Source organism: Salinigranum salinum (assembly GCF_009176545.1).
Taxonomy (GTDB): Archaea; Halobacteriota; Halobacteria; order Halobacteriales; family Haloferacaceae; genus Salinigranum; species Salinigranum salinum.
Map to the genome: position 1 here is coordinate 1270572 of NZ_VTOJ01000002.1, position 19102 is coordinate 1289673.

17 protein-coding genes and 2 pseudogenes are annotated in these 19102 nt (G+C 61.9%); 6 read left to right on the forward strand and 13 right to left on the reverse strand.

Going from position 1 to position 19102, the window contains the following annotated elements:
* Positions 1–4: 4 nt before the first annotated feature.
* From FZP69_RS17460 to FZP69_RS17495, 8 genes and pseudogenes are all read right to left on the reverse strand, one after another.
* Positions 5–529: a gluconate 2-dehydrogenase subunit 3 family protein gene (locus FZP69_RS17460; protein WP_152042650.1), complete on the reverse strand. Its 525-nt coding sequence runs from the start codon at positions 527–529 to the stop codon at positions 5–7.
* 75 nt (positions 530–604) lie between these two features.
* Positions 605–1399 (reverse strand): hypothetical protein, encoded by a 795-nt coding sequence (locus FZP69_RS17465; RefSeq protein WP_152042651.1) that lies wholly within the window; start codon positions 1397–1399, stop codon positions 605–607.
* A gap of 127 nt (positions 1400–1526) precedes the next feature.
* Complete coding sequence (locus tag FZP69_RS17470) at positions 1527–2474, reverse strand: polysaccharide deacetylase family protein (RefSeq protein ID WP_152042652.1); 948 nt, start codon at positions 2472–2474, stop codon at positions 1527–1529.
* Positions 2475–2521: 47 nt separating this feature from the next.
* Positions 2522–3229 (reverse strand): formyltransferase family protein, encoded by a 708-nt coding sequence (locus FZP69_RS17475; protein ID WP_152042653.1) that lies wholly within the window; start codon positions 3227–3229, stop codon positions 2522–2524.
* A 62-nt stretch (positions 3230–3291) separates the two neighbouring features.
* A complete protein-coding gene (locus FZP69_RS17480) occupies positions 3292–4221 on the reverse strand; it encodes a Gfo/Idh/MocA family oxidoreductase (RefSeq protein ID WP_152042654.1) in 930 nt (309 codons plus the stop codon).
* Positions 4218–5030 carry an SDR family oxidoreductase gene (locus FZP69_RS17485; RefSeq protein ID WP_152042655.1) on the reverse strand — a complete coding sequence of 271 codons (813 nt, stop codon included), beginning with the start codon at positions 5028–5030 and terminating at the stop codon, positions 4218–4220. Before FZP69_RS17485 ends, FZP69_RS17480 begins: the two co-directional genes overlap by 4 nt.
* Positions 5023–5850 carry an acylneuraminate cytidylyltransferase family protein gene (locus tag FZP69_RS17490; protein ID WP_204960056.1) on the reverse strand — a complete coding sequence of 276 codons (828 nt, stop codon included), beginning with the start codon at positions 5848–5850 and terminating at the stop codon, positions 5023–5025. Before FZP69_RS17490 ends, FZP69_RS17485 begins: the two co-directional genes overlap by 8 nt.
* A 251-nt stretch (positions 5851–6101) precedes the next feature.
* Positions 6102–6728: pseudogene (locus FZP69_RS17495) on the reverse strand (IS6 family transposase).
* A 129-nt stretch (positions 6729–6857) separates the two neighbouring features.
* On the opposite strand from FZP69_RS17495, the gene FZP69_RS22710 reads away from it, so the two are divergent.
* Positions 6858–7016, forward strand: a complete 159-nt coding sequence (locus FZP69_RS22710) for a hypothetical protein (RefSeq protein WP_192918633.1) — start codon at positions 6858–6860, stop codon at positions 7014–7016.
* A gap of 863 nt (positions 7017–7879) precedes the next feature.
* A complete protein-coding gene (locus FZP69_RS17500) occupies positions 7880–9181 on the forward strand; it encodes a glycosyltransferase family 2 protein (RefSeq protein WP_275689373.1) in 1302 nt (433 codons plus the stop codon).
* Between the two features lie 651 nt (positions 9182–9832).
* Here the strand turns inward: FZP69_RS17500 and FZP69_RS17505 are convergent.
* A complete protein-coding gene (locus FZP69_RS17505) occupies positions 9833–10888 on the reverse strand; it encodes an NAD-dependent epimerase/dehydratase family protein (RefSeq protein ID WP_152042656.1) in 1056 nt (351 codons plus the stop codon).
* Positions 10888–11910, reverse strand: a complete 1023-nt coding sequence (locus FZP69_RS17510; RefSeq protein ID WP_152042657.1) for a Gfo/Idh/MocA family protein — start codon at positions 11908–11910, stop codon at positions 10888–10890. Before FZP69_RS17510 ends, FZP69_RS17505 begins: the two co-directional genes overlap by 1 nt.
* A gap of 217 nt (positions 11911–12127) precedes the next feature.
* On the opposite strand from FZP69_RS17510, the gene FZP69_RS17515 reads away from it, so the two are divergent.
* Together FZP69_RS17515 and FZP69_RS17520 are read left to right on the forward strand one after the other, a co-directional pair.
* Complete coding sequence (locus FZP69_RS17515; RefSeq protein ID WP_152042658.1) at positions 12128–12904, forward strand: SDR family oxidoreductase; 777 nt, start codon at positions 12128–12130, stop codon at positions 12902–12904.
* 341 nt (positions 12905–13245) lie between these two features.
* Positions 13246–13464, forward strand: coding sequence for a hypothetical protein (locus tag FZP69_RS17520; RefSeq protein ID WP_152042659.1), 219 nt, complete (start codon positions 13246–13248; stop codon positions 13462–13464).
* 416 nt (positions 13465–13880) lie between these two features.
* Here the strand turns inward: FZP69_RS17520 and FZP69_RS17525 are convergent, their stop codons facing one another.
* Positions 13881–14834 carry a UDP-glucuronic acid decarboxylase family protein gene (locus FZP69_RS17525; protein ID WP_152042660.1) on the reverse strand — a complete coding sequence of 318 codons (954 nt, stop codon included), beginning with the start codon at positions 14832–14834 and terminating at the stop codon, positions 13881–13883.
* Positions 14827–15696 carry a UTP--glucose-1-phosphate uridylyltransferase GalU gene (gene galU, locus FZP69_RS17530; RefSeq protein ID WP_152042661.1) on the reverse strand — a complete coding sequence of 290 codons (870 nt, stop codon included), beginning with the start codon at positions 15694–15696 and terminating at the stop codon, positions 14827–14829. Before galU ends, FZP69_RS17525 begins: the two co-directional genes overlap by 8 nt.
* A 94-nt stretch (positions 15697–15790) precedes the next feature.
* On the opposite strand from galU, the pseudogene FZP69_RS17535 reads away from it, so the two are divergent.
* A pseudogene (locus FZP69_RS17535) lies at positions 15791–16364 on the forward strand (IS6 family transposase).
* Positions 16365–16548: 184 nt separating this feature from the next.
* On the opposite strand, the gene FZP69_RS17540 reads toward FZP69_RS17535, so the two are convergent.
* Positions 16549–17370: a hypothetical protein gene (locus FZP69_RS17540; protein ID WP_152042662.1), complete on the reverse strand. Its 822-nt coding sequence runs from the start codon at positions 17368–17370 to the stop codon at positions 16549–16551.
* 434 nt (positions 17371–17804) lie between these two features.
* On the opposite strand from FZP69_RS17540, the gene FZP69_RS17545 reads away from it, so the two are divergent.
* Positions 17805–19067, forward strand: coding sequence for a hypothetical protein (locus tag FZP69_RS17545; protein WP_152042663.1), 1263 nt, complete (start codon positions 17805–17807; stop codon positions 19065–19067).
* Positions 19068–19102 lie beyond the last annotated feature (35 nt).

Genomic DNA, 19102 nt, shown 5'->3' on the forward strand with positions numbered 1-19102 from the left:
GCGCTCAGTCGGTGTCCGTCCGCGGCCCTTGCTGATACGCTTCCACCCCGCCCGGGTAGCCCGTCGGATTTGGATTGCCGACGAGTTCTCCGCCCTTGGGTGTCGTGTACAGCGCGTAGAGGAGGTCGTTGATGATGTGGTAGCGAACCTTCTGTGCGGTCGTTCCCTCGGGGTCGGGGTACGCACGGTCGCCGCCCGTCGCCCGGAGCACCTTGTCCCTAGTTTCGATGTCGAGCGCGCCGAGTGAGCGGCCCGTCTCGCGCACACTCGTCCGTCTGACCACCTGGAGGGCCGACTTCAGTCCGGCGAGCCGCTCGTCGTTCGAACGGTACCGACCGACGACGTACGTCTCGACGAACTCAGCCGTCGGTTCGACGGCAGACGGGTAGAGAACCTCCGCGAGGTCGAGGAGCGACTCGATGTCGGCGTCGGTGAGCGCCCCATCCGTCTCGCCGGTCGTGAGGGCTGTCGACGCGACGATGCCGGTCCCAGCGAGCGCGAGCAGCGCATCCCGTCTCGTCAACTCCATGCGTATCGCTACGGTCAGCCACGAATAAGGGTTGTTGGTGTGACCGATACGTTCACGCTGATCGGATGACAAGTCTCATCGGTCGTACTGGAGCGTGACGGCGAGCGCCAGCATTGCAGCCACGCCGAAGACGAGCACGGCGTAGCGACCCTGTGGTCCGCCGAGGACGATGACCCACTCGGCGGTGCGTCCGAGGCGCTGACCGAACACCGCGACAGGCACTGTTCCAGCCGCCCGGTAGACGAAGCTCCCGAGGTAGCCGCCGCCGACCCAGACCGCCAGCACGCCGAACATCAGCGCCGTCTCCCGCGTCGAGAGCGCTTCGGTTTCGACGCGCCAGCCGCGGTCTCTGCCGACATCGGACAGGATCCACGCGGCCGGGGCACCGAGGAGGGCAGGAACGAGGTTCTCCACCACCGATGGCACCACGGCGACGGAGAACGGGGCGACACCGAGCAGCTCCGACAGCCACGCCGCAGCCGCAGCCAACGCCAGCGTCGTGGACACCGCGGCCGCCACGTATCTGCCGAGCCATCTGTAGCCCTCCCGAGTCGCCCAGACACGCTGACAGACGACGACGGCAGTGAGTGCGGCGAACGCGTGTACTACTCCACCGGTCCAGTCGCCGAGGACAAGACCTGCCACGAGGAGGCCCACCACGAGCCCCCATCGTGCGGTCGCCCCGACGGCGACGGTTGCGAGAACGATCAGCAGTGCCAGGGGCTGTAGACTCGTTCCCCCGACCGCAGCGAGCGCCCATCGACCGACAGTGTCGACGAGGACGGTGACGCCGACGAGCGCGACGACGACAAGCAGTTCTGCGTCTAGATTCAATCTGTCGACGAGTTCGGTGTGATCGGTGTCAGCCATCTGTTCCAGTTGTCCCGTTTGCCCCGACTGTGCCTCGATTCGTCGGTTGTACAGAACATTCAGAGCGCGGTGTTAACGCTTTCTTCTCCTCGGTTCGGCGGCCGACATTACACGGGATGTCGAGCCGTCACGGCAGGTCGAACGTGGCTCCGCCGTGGTCGAACTCGTTGCAGTCGCGGCGCGGGAGCGCGAACGGCTCGGACGCCGTCTTCCCAGCGATGACCCCCGACTCGGTCGTGAACGCGGCGTCACAGCCGGCGTCGACGAGTGCGTCGATCGTCGCGTCGGTGAACGTCTCTCGACCGCCGTAGGGATACGCGAACGTCGACACCGGTTGCGGACCGACCTGCTCCGCCACCCACGCGACCGACGAGGTGATCTCGTCCCGCTGGCCCTCGGGTGAGAGCCGCGAGAGGACCGGATGCGTGACGGAGTGAGCGCCGAAGAGCATCCCCGCGTCGACCATCTCCTCGACTTCTTCGGTAGAGAGGTAGTAGTCGTCCACCGACGGCGACTCGTAGCCGTCGAGGCGTCGTTCGAGGCGGTCGAGCACCGCCTGGACGTCCCCCGGGGAGACGACGAAGTTGAGGAGGCGTTTGAACTCGCTCACCGCCGCGCCGGAGGACTGCTCACCGTACGCGTCGGCGACGCTGTCGGCACCGTCGAGGGCCGCGGGGTTCGCGTCGAGGACCGCCTCCAGTTCGTGGCGGAGACTGTCCGCGGGTACCGCGCCGACGAGCGAATGAATCCGGTGGACTGGCAGCGGACGGTCCGTGACGAACGGCCCCGTCGGGACGAAGAACAGCCCCCACAGGTCGCGACGCCGGAGCTCGGGCAGAACCCACTCGTAGTGGTCGACGAGCGCGTCGTCGAAGGTGAGCACGACGCCGTCCGGAACGCCCCGTTCGCCGTAGAGCCATCCGACGAACGCCTCCCGGTCGACGAAACCATACCGCTTCCCGAAGTGATCGAGCTGCCGTCGGAAGTCGTCGAGTGCGAGATGGTAGTAGCCGTGCGGCGGGCGGTCGGGACTCGGCCGCACGTAGTGGTACATGACGGCGTGCATCTCGGACATCGTCAGTCGGTCGTGGGTCGACCCGCTTGAGCGTTCGTGTTCTTCGGTCAGTACGACGACAGCGTGCCGTACGTCTCCTCTCCGCTCGATCCGTCCGCCGGCCGGATCGAGAGGTCGAGGTAGTACTCCGCTCCGTCGACCTCGATGCGCGCGTTGTCGAACGGGGGGAACGTCAGCGCGCGCAGCCGGTCGAGCAGGTCGACGACGCGAACCTCCTCGTCGGGATCGAGTTCACAGAGGTCCAGAAACTCCGCTTTCCGGTGATAGTCCCCCTCGGCCGGCTGTGTCACCCCCTCGACCGTCCCCGCCTCGACGTCCGGCCACACCGCTCGAAAGAGTTCCACGCACACCCGCTCGACGCGGCGGTAGACGTCTTTACCGGTGTCGGCGAACGACGTTTCGACCTCGCGCGTCGCGACGATGTCTCCCGTGTCGACCCCTTCGTCCATGTAGTGTACCGTCGCACCCGCCGGATGGTCGTCGACGATGCTCCAGACGTTCGGGTTGAAGCCGCGCGTGTCGGGGAGAACACCGGGGTGGACGTTGAGACAGCCCTCGTCGGGGACGGCGAGGACGTCCGGCGGGACGATATGGGTGAATCCCGCCGCGACGACGACGTCGGGGTCGATGGTCGAAACGAGGTCCAGCTGTGACTCCTCGGTCAGGAGCGCCCGCACGTCGACACCGTCGCGGTCACAGAGCCAGTCGTAGATCTCCCGGCCGTAGTTGTTCGTGCCGAGGAAGACGACGTCCATGCGTATCCCTCTCGGTATGCAGTGTAATCCGTATGACGGTCCCCGGTCGCTTCGAGCGAGTGTCAGATCTCGACCGAATCGATGGCGACCCGGTCACCCGTGTCGAGCGCGCGCCGTCCCGCGACGACGACCCGCATCCGCTCTAGCGTCTCCGTGGGCGGAACCGCCGGCTCGCCGCTACGCACTTGTCCGACGAACTCCCAGAGTAGCCGGCGGAACGCGCGGAAGTTGTCGCGGATGGGGTGGCGGGTCACCTGTTCGCTCCCGTACAGCTCGACGTCGAACGTCATCGCCGCGTCACCGAGCGCGTCGATCTGGACGAGCGGCCCGTCGTCGGTCTCGACCGCGACCGATTCGTGTGGGGCGTCGGCCGGGCGGACGGACACCGGGTCGGCGTCGACGACGTTGAAGATCGCATCGAGCATGTGGACGCTGTAGCGGTCCCAGTCCTTGATGACCGTCCCGCGGACGAGTTTCAGCCCCCCGTAGTCCGCGAGGTTCGCCCGCGGCGTGTCGAGTTCGCGGGCGTAGCGCATGCCGGAGCAGGACATGAGCAGCCCCGATTCGAGATGAGGACGCATCCACGCGAGTTCGTCGACGTCGAGCGAGAGGGGTTTGTCGACGAACGTCGTGACGCCCGCCTCGAGGAACGGCCGTGCGAAGTCGGCGTGCGTCTCGTGGTCGTCGCGGGCGACGACGACGGCGTCGACGGCGTCGACCATCTCCGTGAACCCCTCCGGGGCGTTCGGGATGCCGCTGGCCGCTCGAAGCCGTTCGGTCTCGGCGTCGTCCTGGGTCCACACGTGCGTAAACTGCGCGCTGTCGAACCCGACCTCCGAGGGGTGTTTCTCCCGGACGTAGTCGTGGATGACGTCCCAGCCCGACGCTGCGAGGCCGTCGTCGTCGTAGCCGTTGACGATGGCCGAAAAGGAGTACGGGTGGCCGTTGCCCTCGCTGACGCCGATGAGGCCGAGTGAAAGCGGGTCGGTCACCACGTCGTCCACCCCCCGTCGAGGAGGATGTTCTGTCCAGTCATCCACTTGCTCGCATCCGATGCGAGGTAGACGATGATGCCTTTCATATCCGTCTCGTCACCCATGCGGCCGAGCGGGGTCCGGAACTCGTACTCGGGGACGAACACGTCCGTGTAATCCTCGACACCCTCCATCTCCTCGCTGTAAAACCCACCCGGGCTGACCGAGTTCACCCGGATCCCCTCGTCGGCGACGTAGGAGGCGAGCCAGCGGGTGAACTGGATGACTCCCGCCTTCGCCGCGCCGTACGTCGGCGGGTTGTTGATGTCGGCATCACCGTACATCCGGTGGTCCGGCGCGACCACGCCGTAGATGCTCCCGATGTTAACGATACTTCCATAGTCACTCTCGCGGAGGTGCGGGAGGGCGTTCTGTGCACAGAGGAACGCCTGGGTGACACATCCCTCGAGCGTCCGCTCCCACTCCTCGACGGTCAGCTCCTCGAAGTCGACGCCGTAGCCGCGGGCGTCGTACGCGTTGTTGACGAGGATGTCGATCCCGCCGAAGGCGTCGACCACTTCCTCGACCATCCGTTCGACGGACCCCTCATCCGTCACGTCGACCTCGACTGCCATGGCTTCGTTGTGTTCGACCGACAGCGCGTCCGCTTTCTCGGCGCACTTCTCGTAGGTTCGCGCCGCCACGACGACGTTCGCCCCCGCCTCTGCGAGCGCGTCACACATCTGCGAGCCGAGCTGGCCGTAGCCGCCCGTGACGACCGCTACTCGTCCTTCGAGGTCGAACAGGTCCCAAATAGTCTCAGTCACGAGAGGCTGTACTTCCCGTGTCAAAGTCGTTCTTTCGCTCGTAGATCCCCTCTTCGAGAAGGAGTTCGGCGAACCTGAAATCGAGTTCCGTGTCGATGTCGACGGCGCGCTCGCGAGGCATGAGGACGGCACCGGGGTCGTCGAAGAGCAGTGAGGTTCCTTCGTCAGGAAGCGCGTCGATCTCGAACGCGTACACCGCCCCCGTCAGTTCGTACCCCGTCGGCTGTTGCTGCCGCGGGAGCCACGGATCAGCATCCTCGTGGTACGGAGACGGGACGCCGTCGTCGATGTCCCAGTAGCGGTGGGGACTCAGTTCCGCTTCGGTGAACGTCGCGACAGAGTCGTGGGTTCGGTCGTCGTCCGTCAGCAGATCGAGACAAGCGTTCACGTCATCGACCGTTCGGAACGGGCAGGTCGGTTCGAGCATGACGAGGTATGTCGCTGTCTCCCCATCCGCTCGTAACGTCTCGGTCAGGTGTCGAAGGGCGTCGATTACCAGCGCGTCGTCCGTCGCCAGTTCGGGCGGTCGTTCGACCACTTCAGCGCCGTTCTGCTCCGCAGTCGACGCGATCTCTTCATCGTCGGTCGTCACAATGGTTCGGTCGATGTGAGAGGAGTCGTGTGCGACATCTATCGGCCACACTACCAGCGGCTTTCCGCCGAGGGTTCGGACGTTCTTCCGGGGTACGGTCGTGCTTCCGCCGCGGGCGGGAACCGCTGCGACAACGCGTTCGTCACAGATCATATGCTGTCTTGAGCGAACCCCATGTGGGGAGTTAACCGTTGGGCTCTTCGGAAACAGTCTATCCGCCGTCGACAACGAGACTCTGTCCCGTGACGTGTTGCACCGAGGTTATCAAGCCTATCCGGGACGGCCGTACCGATGGGCCCCACACCGCCTGTGATGGCCGTCACCGTGCCCACGAGAACGCGATTCCACGTTCGACCGCAACGACATTAATGTGGAACAAAAAACATTCAAACTATGCACAGTCGCCGACCGTCTGGCCGGACAGGATGCGCTCGCAGGGGGAGTTACACTCGACATGCGGGCAGTCGTGCTCATCGTGTTTAGTCAAGCGAGTTGTGCCAGACAGCGAAGGTCCGAAGTCGTGTTTCAGATGTTTCCGGATCGATGTGACTGAACGTATGTGAGATGAGGAGGTTCGATTTTATCTTATAGAAGATACGTTCGACAGTGTTCCGATTTCCATGGCGTTCATATCGAAATCAGAGCCCTGATCGACTGAGTGGTGTCTGACGGTGTATTCCACCTTCGACGAGAAACACGGCGTCGGAGATGTCGTGTTTTTCACGAGGCCACCGCGAGAATAGTCCAGTCAGTTCGGTCGTATAGGGGAAAAGAGCCAGAAGTGCAGGAATCTGTTTGCGCCGGGACCGACTGCCCCATACAGCCAGTATCGTTCGTTATTTACTCGGATCTCCATCTCGTCAAGCGCGACGTGATTCGGGCGTTCACCGTCGACTGGCTGTAGACCTGCCTTCTACCCCCAATCGTGAACAGCGCTCCGACTACGCTTGGCACAGAACAGCTCTATGGACTGTATTGGAGAGCGACAATCGAGCGAAATGGAGTCGAATACCGAGCTTCATTAGCTGCAGTGGTGTCCGCTCTCGCTCCACAAGTGCCAAGTCAATCCAGTTGCTACACGTACTGAGGCGTGTGATTTCCGCCATGAACCAGTAGAACGTACACCTGCCTCACTCTTCGTCTTCGACTAAACACCGCCGTCACGCGACCCGAAATACACAAGAATCATCATTCCTTATGAACGTATACCACTACCCCGGTCACGTGCCGTCATAATGGACGAACCACCCCGTGTCCTCCTCAGTCGAAACGAGTTCCTCTTCCTCGTCTTCACACTGCTGACTGCGGGTGTCATTACGCAAGCACTGGCCTCGTTTTTCGTGTACGGAATCGGTGGGTACGGTGATACGATATACGGGGGCACGGTGCTCTGACCGCAATGGGAATCTTGGTCGATCCCCTTTTTATCAAGCCGTTCGGATGCGCCTCGGTATCAGACCGCCGCCGGTCGGTCGAGAGTCGACAGCGTGGTGAACGCACACAGTAGTCCACGCGACCGGGGATCAGCGGCCACTCATCGCGCGGCAGCACCGTCCGACAGACGAGCGCGGGGGGTGCGGCGATCCCTCTCTGTAGAGACCAAGACGGCACACATCGATACCGAGAGAGCCATCAACGCGTGGCCCTTCACCAACCCTACCCTCAAGGGCTCTCGGTGCTGTCGACGACTTTGGAGCGGGTGGACCGCGTACCGAAACGGAGAGTCCGTCGCCGAAGTGGAGGTGATGTCGGTACTCTCGCCGCATCTATTAATTCCGAGTCGTTCGGCTACGAGTGAAGTCGATTCGGCGGACGTGTTCCAGAGAGCCACGCATATTGACTACTGTCGCCCCACCTCTCCGCGTCCCTCTGGTACCCCCTACACTACCAATTCTAACAGTAAAATTAGCGTCTGACACGACATCAAGTTTGTTGTTTGTCAACCCCACCTATTTTGGCATACAGAGACACTCAACTTTCAATTACTCTGTCCCATTTCAATACCCTTATGTCGCAACGCTGTGTTTTTATTGTTATCACACAGAACGACTGTCTTTCAACATGATTTATAATCCGTATCAATATCGGCGGGGGACCGGAGGCTGCTTGAGTAACGGCCCGGAACCGCTGTTGGTCGACCCCCACTCTACTGGATTTGCGATCACCGGCTCGGGGATTAAACCCAACGCGATCGGTGAAACCAGGCGACTGTGGTCTCCTGCCGCCTGTCTCTACACTGCGATGAGTTGCCCTAACCATGTCTAATCAGAATAACGATCTGGCGGAGGAGAAACAGAAGCCAGCCACCGCTCCACCGACACCGGAACAGACAAACGGCCAAGTCGAGAACGAGGAGGTATCTGTGAACGCAGTGGACGAGCGCCTTCAGGAATCACCACCCCTCTCGGGGGACGAGCTTCTGCTCGGTGCAGAGAGCGAGCAACAGCCGACGCTCTCCGTGGTGATGCCGACGCTCAACGAGGAGGAGGGCATCGCCGAGTGTATTGAGCGCATCAAGAACGCGCTCGAGAACCTGCAGGTGTACGGCGAGATCGTCGTCTCGGACTCGTCGACCGACAGGACGCCCGAGATCGCCCGCGAGATGGGTGCGATCGTCGTCACGCCTGACGGGAAAGGGTACGGCTACGCGTATCTGTACGCCTTCGATCGCGTTCGCGGTGACGTCATCGCCATGGGCGACGCCGACGCGACGTACGACTTCGAGGAACTCCCCAAACTGTTCGAACTGGTCGACTCCGGCGAGGCCGACATGGCGATGGGATCGCGGCTCGGTGGTGAGATTCTCGACGGTTCGATGCCGTGGCTTCACCAGTACATCGGTAATCCACTGCTCACGAAGTTTCTCAACGTCTTCTACGGGGCGGGGGTGTCGGACGCCCACTCGGGGATGCGGGTGTTCACGAAGGAGGCGTATGAGATCATGGACCCGAGTTCGCCCGGGATGGAGTTCGCCTCGGAGATGATCATGCGAGCGGGGGCGAAAGATTTGGTCATCAAGGAGCTCCCCATCACGTATCATCCGCGGAAGGGCGAGGCGAACCTCGAGAGCTTCCCCGACGGCTGGCGCCACGTGAAGTTCATGCTCGTCAACGCACCGGGCTACCTGTTCTCCGGGCCGGGAATAAGCCTGACACTCGCCGGCCTGGTGGTGATGTTGCTGGCTCTCATCAACGCGAATATTGGTGGAGCACAGTTGGGAGTCTATTCGATGGTCGCCGGCGGGCTTTCCGTAGTCGTCGGGGCGCAGGTTACATGTTTCGGTGCTGTCGCGACAGTAGTGGGGAATCCTGTTCGAGAGGCAAACGATCCGGTGACGAAACTACTCGCCGATCGTGTCAATGTGGAGTACGGCGTCGCAGTCGGCGTTATCATGTTTCTACTAGGTACCATCTACGTCTCGTTTGTCGCCTTTCAGTGGGCTTCGAGCGGGTTCGGACCAATCGCCGTGTCCAAGAGCAACATCTTTGCTATGACGATGATGGTGCTTGGGATTCAGTTAGTGTTCACTTCGTTCTTGTTGGCGCTCATTGCCGAATAACCGAGTTCGTACGCCGTGTATTGTGTTGAAGACCCCGTGTCCAGTGTAGTATCGATGAGGGGTGTCGAGTTTAGAGCGATGCATTGTGGAGAGCGGCGAAACCCTGAGCCACGACCTGGTTGGGCCAACAGTGCTTCGATGGAGAACTCGGTGCCAGAAGCGCCTGGGTCGGTACATGGACAAACCGAACTAGACGTCGAGGCTCGATCGACCGGGCGAGATGTCGACGGCGAGGACCGATAGCGTCTCACAGTCGACTGCCGCCCAGATGTGGTGCTGGTCGCCGTCGAGTACGATCGATCAACGAACGGTTCGGTTCCCCGATCCGAGAGGCCAGCATGGTACAGAAACGCCACGAGGACACGCCGGTCCGTCGGCGTGTCCTTACGCGAAAATACTTGCTGCTGGCACGCCTTCTCAACCATGCAGCCGAGCTTCCCGGGACACCTAACAGACCGCTCAACCGCGTCTTCCTTCACGCTACGGTTGACTCCTTTCTCTGTCCACCGAGCACACCGTACCGGCCACCTCGCATACGTTTGACGTCGCGGATCGCGAGAGAACCGCCACGCGAACTATCTTGAAATAGGTGGTATTCGGTCCATGCCCGCAGAAGCGTCCGTCGCGTCGGAGGGGGCCTCGTATCGACGGTTACTCGAATATCTCGGGCGGATAGTTCCACTCTTGGAGACGGGTCTCGGTCGACTTGGTGCCCGGTACGGTTGGTCCGGGGACCTCGGCGTAATCGAATTCCCGACGGTGGAACCGGAACCTATCTTCGTAGTTGCTTATTTCCCCACCAATCTCTTTCTGCATATATTTGTTGAAGGCGAACTGGTTGACCATGTCAGGGAGAAAAACTCCGATCGACATGATCTCGGTCTTCCGGCCAGCAGCGTGGCCAGTCACGGTTGAGAGGAGTTCACCGGCGATGGTGCTATCGGTCCCAGTTCGAGAACCGACGAATTGGATTTCGGTGTCGGTGTCGGGACTCCGGTAGTGTTCGAATACCTGCCGCCAAGTCCATTGTGGCTTGTTGACGATAGTGTATGTACCCGGTGACGTGTCTGTTCCCATACACGCGAGGATTGCGTCGGCAATCGAGACAGTGTGAACCGTGTTCGACGCGGCGGTAGCACTCGCTTCGATGTCGATCCGAGCAGACGACGCCAACCGTGACTTGATGCTCTCTGTTCGATCGAGATTCTGCCCGAGGACGAGACCAATCCGATGAATGTACCCGTCGCAATCGTGGAGTTCGCACTCCTCTTTGAACGCGGTTTCAACGTTGCGCTTTTCTCTGACGTACCACCAGTTTTCGCTGACGTCGAGTTCTCTGCCGAACGCAGCAACGGAACTGAAGTAGATGACCGTCGCCACGTCGGACGCGGCGCGGACGCTGTTCCGAGCGAGACGCTCGTTCACCGCGCGTGACTGTCGTGGGGTGAAGTTACCACGGGAAATCGGGGAGGCAAAGGCCGCGACTACCACCGCATCAAGATCCGAGAGGGCCTCGTTAGCGTCGGTCAGGTCTCCAACGTCCGCGATCCGGACATCGAACCCATAATGATCGAACGTCGCGGCGCCGACGGAGTTCCTGACGATTGGAATCGGGCGGACGTTGCTCTCACGCAGGATGAAACACAGTTCGGTTCCCACCTGTCCGTTCGCGCCGACGATGCCAACCGTCGGCTGTGAATCAGCCATTACTGTGCCTCCTCGTAGATGTCGTCGATGAGTCGAGTAACCTCCGGCATCGTTTCGGTTTCGCTGTCGAGATTATCGTTGCCCAGTGCGGAGAGGAATTCACGCCACCGGAGCCACATCGCTTGGTGCGTGGTTGTCGCGGCGGTGTCTTCGATGTCGAACGTGAGGGTTGGTCCAGCCCCGGAGAGTGGTTCGATCCTCAGCTGGTCACTAGGATCGAACGGATCGGTCACAAGTGCGTTGCTGCCACAGTCTACGCGGAGAGTGGATCCGATCGGACGCAGGCGACTGATCAGATACTCGACTTCGATTAGAGTGTCGCCGTTCGACATCTCCAGCCGTGCGGAAACTTCCGCGTCTAATTGTTTATAATATGTGATGTCAGCGTCGGTCACGGAGATATCGTATTCGGGAAAGAGGGTGAGCACTTGACTCAACGAGTGACAGCCACGCTCCAAGAGGATACCGCCCCCGCTTTGCTCCGACGACGTCTGAAAGTGAGTCTTGCCGAAGCCAGTCGCACCGGTTTTCCCCTCCTCGATCAGTTCGATCCGGTCGGGAACGCCGAACAGACCAGCTTCCAGCGCGCGTCTCAGCTGAACAGTGGCGTTGTAGTGTGTCCGCATGTAGTTGCAGCCGATCAGTTCGGCAGTGTCGAGGAACTGGCGGTGCATCTGTTCGTCGACGGCGAACGGTTTTTCAGAGAAGATAGCGGTGCCGCGGTCTGCGAACTCGGCGACGTACTGCTCGCGAGCACCGAGTGGGATCGCAAGGACAACGACGTCACAGTCCGGAAGACGTTTGAGACTATCACCTATCTCGATCGGTTCAGCATCGTATCCCCTGCTCGCATTTCGCGCCTGATCGTAATCGATGTCTGCGACGTAAGAAACGTGCACGCCCTCAGTGTTGTGGAGAATAGGGAGGTGGTACGCTGTCGAAATCCATCCAGCACCAATAATACCGATCGTGTAGGCTTCAGAAGCGTTTTTCCGAATGTCACGGGCTTCCCAAAGGTTCACATCTCACCACAATAGTAACAGGTATGTATAATTACCGGACTCGATTGATTTGAGATCGGATCGGCGGAACATTGACCGAACCCGACCAGGTCGATATGAATAGTATCTTGGTGTCTCGCTGGGTGGTTGCCACTCCACGGCCCTACTCGCGGGCGGTTGGTTGCATGCTCGGAACCCGGATCGGGCGAGTTTTCACGGCCCGGTTGGATGTGCGTCCATGCTGGATTCGTTCGATCTCTCGGAGCGCGTCGTCGTCGTCGCCGGCGGTGCCGGGCTCATCGGCCCGGCCGTCTGTCACGGACTCGCGGACCACGGAGCCCGAGTCGTCGTCGCGGACGTCGACCGCGACGCGGGCGAGGCTGTCGCCGACGCGGTCGACGGCGAGTTCGTCCGGTGTGACGTTACGGACGCGACGGCGGTCGAGGCGCTCTTCGACCACGTCGTCGACACGTACGGCCGACTTGACGCGCAGGTGAACATGGCGTATCCGCCCGACGAGAACTACGGGCGACGATTCCAGGATCGGTCCATCGAGGAGTGGGCCGAACAGGTCGACAACGGCCTCAACAGCTACGCGACCCTCTGTCGTGGCGCGCTCGAGACGATGGACACCTGCGGACAGGACCGCGGGTCGCTGGTCAACTTCGGGTCGACGTACGGGGTACAGGCCCCCGACTTCTCCATCTACGAGAGTGGAGAGACGCCGCCGACTCCCGCTCACTACTCCGCGAGCAAAGGAGGGATTCTCAACCTCACCCGGTATCTCGCTTCCGAATACGGCGACCGGGGGATCCGCGTCAACGCCGTCAGCCCCGGTGGCGTGTTCGACGACCAGGACCCCGCGTTCGTCGAGCGGTACGAGGCGAACACCCCGCTCGGCCGGATGGCAGACCCCGAGGACATCGCGGGTGCCGTCGTCTATCTCGTCAGTGACGCCGCCGAGTACGTGACTGGACACAACCTCGTCGTCGACGGCGGCTGGACCATCAAGTGAGGCTGACGGACGACCCGGCCCGGACGCGCTCGTCCCGCCGCTCGGTCTCGGGACTCGGCCCTCGCCGGTACCGTGTGCGCACGAAGCGTCAGGATAGCGCTCGAGATGGGGTGTCGATACGCCGACACCGCACAGCCGTCGGAGAACGAGAGGGGCAGTCGGGACGGGCACCGAACAGGCAGCCGTCTCGCGCGAGGACGCCTGACTCGCCACGAACGTCGGCTCCGAACGAGTCGGGGCCGACGAACTCCGTCGGAACGTCCACGAGGACCGGGAGCGACTCAGCGGCGAAACGATCGACAGCGTATATGTCCACTGGCCGTGCGCGACATACGACCGGGATGAAAGACCGTCTCAGCGCCGGCGCTAAGACGGTCGTCGACGCCTATCAGATGCAGCGAAAGCGGCCACCGACGGCGTCGACTGACGTCAATGTCTTCGCCGGACCTCATCGAACGAACGAAGACGAACACGTCTGGTTCGTCACAGACCTTGACGTAGAGCGCGAGACGGCCAGAGCGGACGCGGCGGTGTTCCGCCGCCGGGGCGTCGAGAGGTAATATCGGAAGATCGTTAATTTCTCACCGAGAACGTCGGCGTCGACTTTCTCGGTCCGATAGTTCTACTACTCGGTCGCGGCCTCGCTGTACAATCTGTGGCTGTTAGCGGACGTTCTCCCCCCGCATGGAACGGTTCCGAAGAAGCCGCTACTTTCGATGCGAATCTTCCGAACGTTCGTCCTTTCAACGGACCACGACTAGTGGCTGAGCCACACCGACCGGGACAACCGGTCAGAGCGCCCCGGCTGAGTGGCTACGCCCGGGACCGCCGCCGCTCGGCAGCGATCCCTCGGTACTCCGTCTCCGTTTCGGAATCGTCTCAATTGAACCGTCGAGAGGATCTAACGTTCCCTGCTCTCGATCTGGTTCGACGTCTACTGTTCACGCCGGGGAGGATGTCACGGGCGTAACTGCCCTCACACCGTCTCGGAGGTACTTTCGAGCTGCTCACGAAAGTGATCGATGGAGCGCTTGAGGCCTTCACGTAGGTCGATCTTCGGCTCCCACCCGATTTCAGTCTTCGCCTTCGAGATGTCTGGACGCCTCACTTGGGGGTCCTGCGGCGGCAGCGGCTCGAAAGTGATATCACTACTACTGTCGGTCAACTCAATAACCAACTCTGCCAGTTCCAAAATCGAGCGTTCGTCCGGATTCCCGAGGTTCACCGGTTCTTGCACAGGGGAGTTCAGCAGGTGAATGAATCCGTCAATCAGATCATCGACGTAACAGAAACTCCGGGTCTGTGAGCCATCACCGTACACTGTCAGTTCGTTCCCACGGAGCGCCTGTCGGATGAACGTCGGAATCACCCGTCCATCATCGAGTCGCATCCGGGGACCGTACGTGTTGAAGATTCTTGCCACACGCACGTTGATGTCGTGTTGGTCACGGTACGAACGAACCATCGACTCTCCATAACGTTTCGATTCATCGTAACACGAACGTGGGCCGTATGAGTCGACGTTCCCACGGTAGCTTTCCGGTTGTGGATTGACTTCGGGGTCACCGTACACTTCGCTCGTCGACGAAAAGAAGTAGCCTGCGCCCTTGTTCTTCGCGACACCCAGAGTCTTGTGGGTCCCGAGCGCCCCGACTTTAAGCGTCTTGATCGGGTGGCCGCTGTAGAACATCGGCGATGCAAGGCTCGCGAGATGCATCACCCAGTCCAAATCACCGGAGACGTGGATGAATTCGGTTACGTCGTGTTCGAAGAAGGAGAACCGATCGTGATAGACGAAGTCCTCGATGTTCTCCGTCTGACCGCTGACATTGTTGTCCATCGCGATCACCTCGTGACCGTCCTCAAGCAGCGACTCACAGAGGTGCGAGCCAAGGAACCCCGACCCACCAGTGACCAGAATTCTACTCATTGAGTTGTTCCTGAATAATCTGTCGCACCGCTTCGTTCATCTCGCCATCGTCGTGCGTAAGTGCCATCTCGATGTTCGCCTTGAGCCAATCCGGGATATTCCCGATATCGAAACGATCACCAGACAATTCCACGCCTCGGACTGAACTGAGCGCACGAATCGCGTCGGTCAGCTGCAGCTCGCCTCCGACCCCTTTCTCCGTCTCCTCGAGCAGATCAAATATCTCTGGTGTGAGGACGTATCGACCTGTGATTGCGAGATTCGATGGTGCCTCCTCTCGTGGTGGTTTCTCGACGAAATCTTCAACCGGGAAACACGGCTCCGAGTCGACATCTCCTCCCACCTCCGCGACACCGTACGACTCGACGCGTTCCCACGGAACCCGTTCGAGCGAGAGGACCGACTCTTCGTACTCTTCGGCGTACTGAACGAGCTCTCTGGTACACGGCATCTCGCTCTCGATGATGGTGTCTCCGAGCAGTAACGCGAACGGTTCGTCCCCGACGTGCTTTCGGGCGTACAGAACTGCGTCTCCGAGGCCGTTCCGTTCCTTTTGACGAACGTAGTGGATGTCAACGAGGTCGGCGATTTCTCGGACTCGGTCAAGACGGTCAGTCTTGCCAGCGTTTTTTAGTTCCTCTTCGAGTTCGTACGACTTGTCGAAGTGTGCTTCAATCGCCTGCTTCCCCCGGCCGGTAATGATCAACACGTCATCGATACCCGAGCTGACCGCCTCCTCAACGACATACTGAATCGTGGGCTTGTCAAGGACGGGCATCATTTCCTTCGGTTGGGCTTTGGTCACGGGAAGAAACCGCGTTCCAAACCCCGCTGCGGGGATGACTGCCTTGTTTACCTGCATATTATAAAATATCCTTTCAATCATAGTTAAACACTTGGTGTCTGCTATTGGTCGTATTAAGTTAGGAACGAGACAGCCGAAACTCGAGTGATCAATCCCCGAATTCGACCGTCTCGGCCGAAATCCCGAGTGGATTGACTTGGGGTTCGTGGAGCGAAAACAGACACTTGAGTTCGCGGTTCGAACGGGTATACAGTTCCATCTCGCTGGCTCGTCGCTCTCGAATACCGAACAACACCTCGAGAGGTTGGGTGTCGAGTGGAGTCGAACCGCGATTCACGACTGGGTACGAGAAGTCGATCCACAGCCCGACAGTGACGTCGATCCGGATTGGGTCGCGGTTGGCGAGACGATGATTCGCGTCAGTGGTAGCGTCACTGGCTGTTCGCGGCAGTCGCTCCCGACACACACGAGTTCTTCATGTCCGACAGTTTCGGACGCGAACGACCCCGCTCAGGCTGCTGGTTCTTCGCGAATTCCACGAGAAACAGCAGGTCTCAGACGTGACGTGTCCCGTCGATGACGCTCACCGTCTCGAGGACACGCTCGACCGACTCGACTCCCGATTTCGAGCTCCCGGACATGGACATCGAAACGCCATCGAACGTCTCTTCCGCGAGGTAAAACGACGAACTTCTTCGTTCTCAAAAATGTCATCGAATTCATAGTTACTGACCGTCGACTCGTGGCTCGAAGCCTTCGCCGTCTGGTGGAACCGATGCTGAAGCTAACACAAAATATATGACTTATCATGTGTTCCACGGACTTCGACACGGACCCGCCGACCGCGAGCGATACGTGACGACGGACGGGCGAGCGCGACGTCACTGGTCCGGATCGGCTCGGATGGGGTCAGCGCCGTCGGCCGAGCGCGGGGAGCGCGACGACGCCGACGAACAGGCCGAACCCCGCACCGGCCTGATGCACCGGCGTCGCGGGCGAACCGGCGAGGAGGTCCGCCACGACTACGAGGCCGACGGCAGTGACCAGACAGAGCACGGCGACCGGATCGACGACCTCGCCGCCGTCCGTGGTCAGCCGCCGCGCCGACTCCGAACGCCGACCGAGATACCGGTGGACGTGGGTGGCGAGCACGGACAGCCCGAAGACGAGCACCAGCCCGAGGAACGCGAACCCGACCGTCGAGGCGCCGTAGCCGTGCGCCGTCGTGCCGAAGAGGTCGAACGCGTACGATCCCACGATCGGGGCGACGACGACGAGTTCCCAGTAGAAGAACGAGAACCACCGGCGTTCCCCGAGCGCGGTGAGCAAGCCGAGGAGGATCCAGGCTGCCGTCACGATGAGCACGACGTTCCCGACGACGTGCGCGTGAAAGCCCGACGGGTCGTGGACCACGGCGTGAGTGACGCGGGTGAACTCGTGCCACCACCACGCGTACTCGACGAACAGTTCGGGAGCGAGCCGGTGGGGGGGCGCGTCGCGGGCCACCGCGTGACGGACGTAGCCGAGCCGCGGCCAGGCCGCTACCGCAGGCTGGAGCAGGAAGTGACACAGCAGGAGCAGGGTTGGGACGGACCCGATGGTCGCCGCCTCGCTCACCGTCGGTGACGGGAACCCCAGCACCCGACGGCTCCGCCGACCGTGTGCGCTCGCGCTCTCCGGATCGTTCTGCTGGACCGGCCCCGAAGCCACCGCGTCGTGTCGGCTGCTCACGGGAGCGGCACCCCTGGCGAGAGACGTCTCTCACGGGGGACGGGGCTCACTATCCCACGGCGCATTACGTCGAACCGTCGCGACCGGATTACTTAGAACACCCGTTAAAAATACCATATTTGATAATAAAGCGTAAAAAGAGATCGTGAGAGCGTATCTTCAGAATTCAGTTCCGAGATTGTCGGTGGACCGGCGTCCCTGGTGCCGGGCCGTGTAAGCCACACCATCGATCAGCCAGCGGGCGTGCAGTCGTGCACACTCCCGCCCGGCGACGCTACCGTTATTGGTCGCCGTGACCGAGTGGGAAGCGTGATCTCGACTGTCGTGACACCCGTGATCGGTCCGCACGTCGCCCCGACCGGTGGAGGCAACGGCCGCCGGCGATCTCGCGTTCGCTCCGCCGGATCGATCCGGGCTGCCGCCGGGAGGCGGCGATGAGCGAGGACGATCCCGTCCTCTACCCGAACCGAGGGACCGACAGGCCCCGAGGGGGGACGTCACGGCGTCGGCTTCTGACCGGCTCCGTGGCCGCTGGCGTCGCCGCGACAGCCGGCTGTTCGGGGCGAGGAGGGAGCGACGACGACACACAGCCGACCGTGTTCGTGTTCAACACCGGCGACGGCACGGTCAGCGTCATCGACCCGACGACCGACGAACTCGTCACGACCGGGGAGATCGGCATCACCTCGTCGTTCCCGTCGAATCAGTACACCCCGGAACTGACCACGCGCGCGGACGACAGCCTCTGGCTCAACGTCGGCCGCGGCGTCCGTGCGGTTTCGGCGGGGTCGTTCGCCGAGCAGGCCCGCTTCGGGACCGGTTCGGGTGCGAACTGGCTGGAGCGGACGCCCGACGGCCGCCACCTGATCGTCAGCGCGCGCGAGCCGACCCACGCACAGTTCCGGCTCGACGCCGACCCGGCCTCGGACTCGTTCGGCGAGGTGACGGCCGAGATCCAGCGGGCCGCCGAAGGGGGGACGGGTGACAACGACGGCCCCGGACCGTGCGACGTGACGATCCACCCCGACGGCGAGTACGCGTACGTCCCCGACCTCTTCGGCGACACCCTCACTGTCGTCGACGTCGAGGCGTTCGAGATCGTCTCCCAGACCTCCGTCGACCCCGTCGGCGACGGTCCCTCCCGTCCGTGGATGGCGACCGTCGCGCCGGACGGAGAGACGCTCCTCGTCGAGCACAACGAGGGCCCGACGGGGACGGAGAGCATCTGGGACCTCTCCGAACCGGCGGCACCCGTCGAAGTGGCCCGACTCACCGCCGACGACGGTCTCGGCGAGCTGCCACTGACGAGCGAGATCGGCCCCGACTCGGCGACCGGCTACGTGTTCACACCCGACACGGAGGACGTGACGGTGATCGACCTCGCCGCGGGCACGGTGCGGGAGCGGATCGACCTCGGTGGTTCGGCGTTCGTCGGGACGTGGGATCCCAGTCACGAGAAACTGTACGTCCCGGTCCAGACGACCGACGAGGTCGCGGTCGTCGACCACGCGGCCGGCGAGGTGATCACGACGATCGCGGTCGGTTCCCGGCCGTACGGCGCGACCGCCGCGCGGGTCCGCCCGACGTTCGACGCGACGAACGCGCTCCGCACCGCGCTGGCGACGCTGGGTGTGGGATCCACCGATCGGGAGACGACGTACTGTATCGGCAACTGTGCCTGCGGACACCAGCTGTGACCGACGCGGGATTCCGCGTGATCGACACGGGACTC

What these genes read in the sequence shown, in the direction of transcription:
- FZP69_RS17460 (WP_152042650.1), bottom strand. Translation starts at nt 529, where the DNA reads ATGGAGTTGACGAGACGGGATGCGCTGCTCGCGCTCGCTGGGACCGGC.
- FZP69_RS17465 (WP_152042651.1), bottom strand. Translation starts at nt 1,399, where the DNA reads ATGGCTGACACCGATCACACCGAACTCGTCGACAGATTGAATCTAGAC.
- FZP69_RS17470 (WP_152042652.1), bottom strand. Translation starts at nt 2,474, where the DNA reads ATGTCCGAGATGCACGCCGTCATGTACCACTACGTGCGGCCGAGTCCC.
- FZP69_RS17475 (WP_152042653.1), bottom strand. Translation starts at nt 3,229, where the DNA reads ATGGACGTCGTCTTCCTCGGCACGAACAACTACGGCCGGGAGATCTAC.
- FZP69_RS22710 (WP_192918633.1), top strand. Translation starts at nt 6,858, where the DNA reads ATGGACGAACCACCCCGTGTCCTCCTCAGTCGAAACGAGTTCCTCTTC.
- FZP69_RS17500 (WP_275689373.1), top strand. Translation starts at nt 7,880, where the DNA reads ATGTCTAATCAGAATAACGATCTGGCGGAGGAGAAACAGAAGCCAGCC.
- FZP69_RS17505 (WP_152042656.1), bottom strand. Translation starts at nt 10,888, where the DNA reads ATGGCTGATTCACAGCCGACGGTTGGCATCGTCGGCGCGAACGGACAG.
- FZP69_RS17515 (WP_152042658.1), top strand. Translation starts at nt 12,128, where the DNA reads ATGCTGGATTCGTTCGATCTCTCGGAGCGCGTCGTCGTCGTCGCCGGC.
- FZP69_RS17520 (WP_152042659.1), top strand. Translation starts at nt 13,246, where the DNA reads ATGAAAGACCGTCTCAGCGCCGGCGCTAAGACGGTCGTCGACGCCTAT.
- FZP69_RS17525 (WP_152042660.1), bottom strand. Translation starts at nt 14,834, where the DNA reads ATGAGTAGAATTCTGGTCACTGGTGGGTCGGGGTTCCTTGGCTCGCAC.
- galU (WP_152042661.1), bottom strand. Translation starts at nt 15,696, where the DNA reads ATGCAGGTAAACAAGGCAGTCATCCCCGCAGCGGGGTTTGGAACGCGG.
- FZP69_RS17545 (WP_152042663.1), top strand. Translation starts at nt 17,805, where the DNA reads ATGAGCGAGGACGATCCCGTCCTCTACCCGAACCGAGGGACCGACAGG.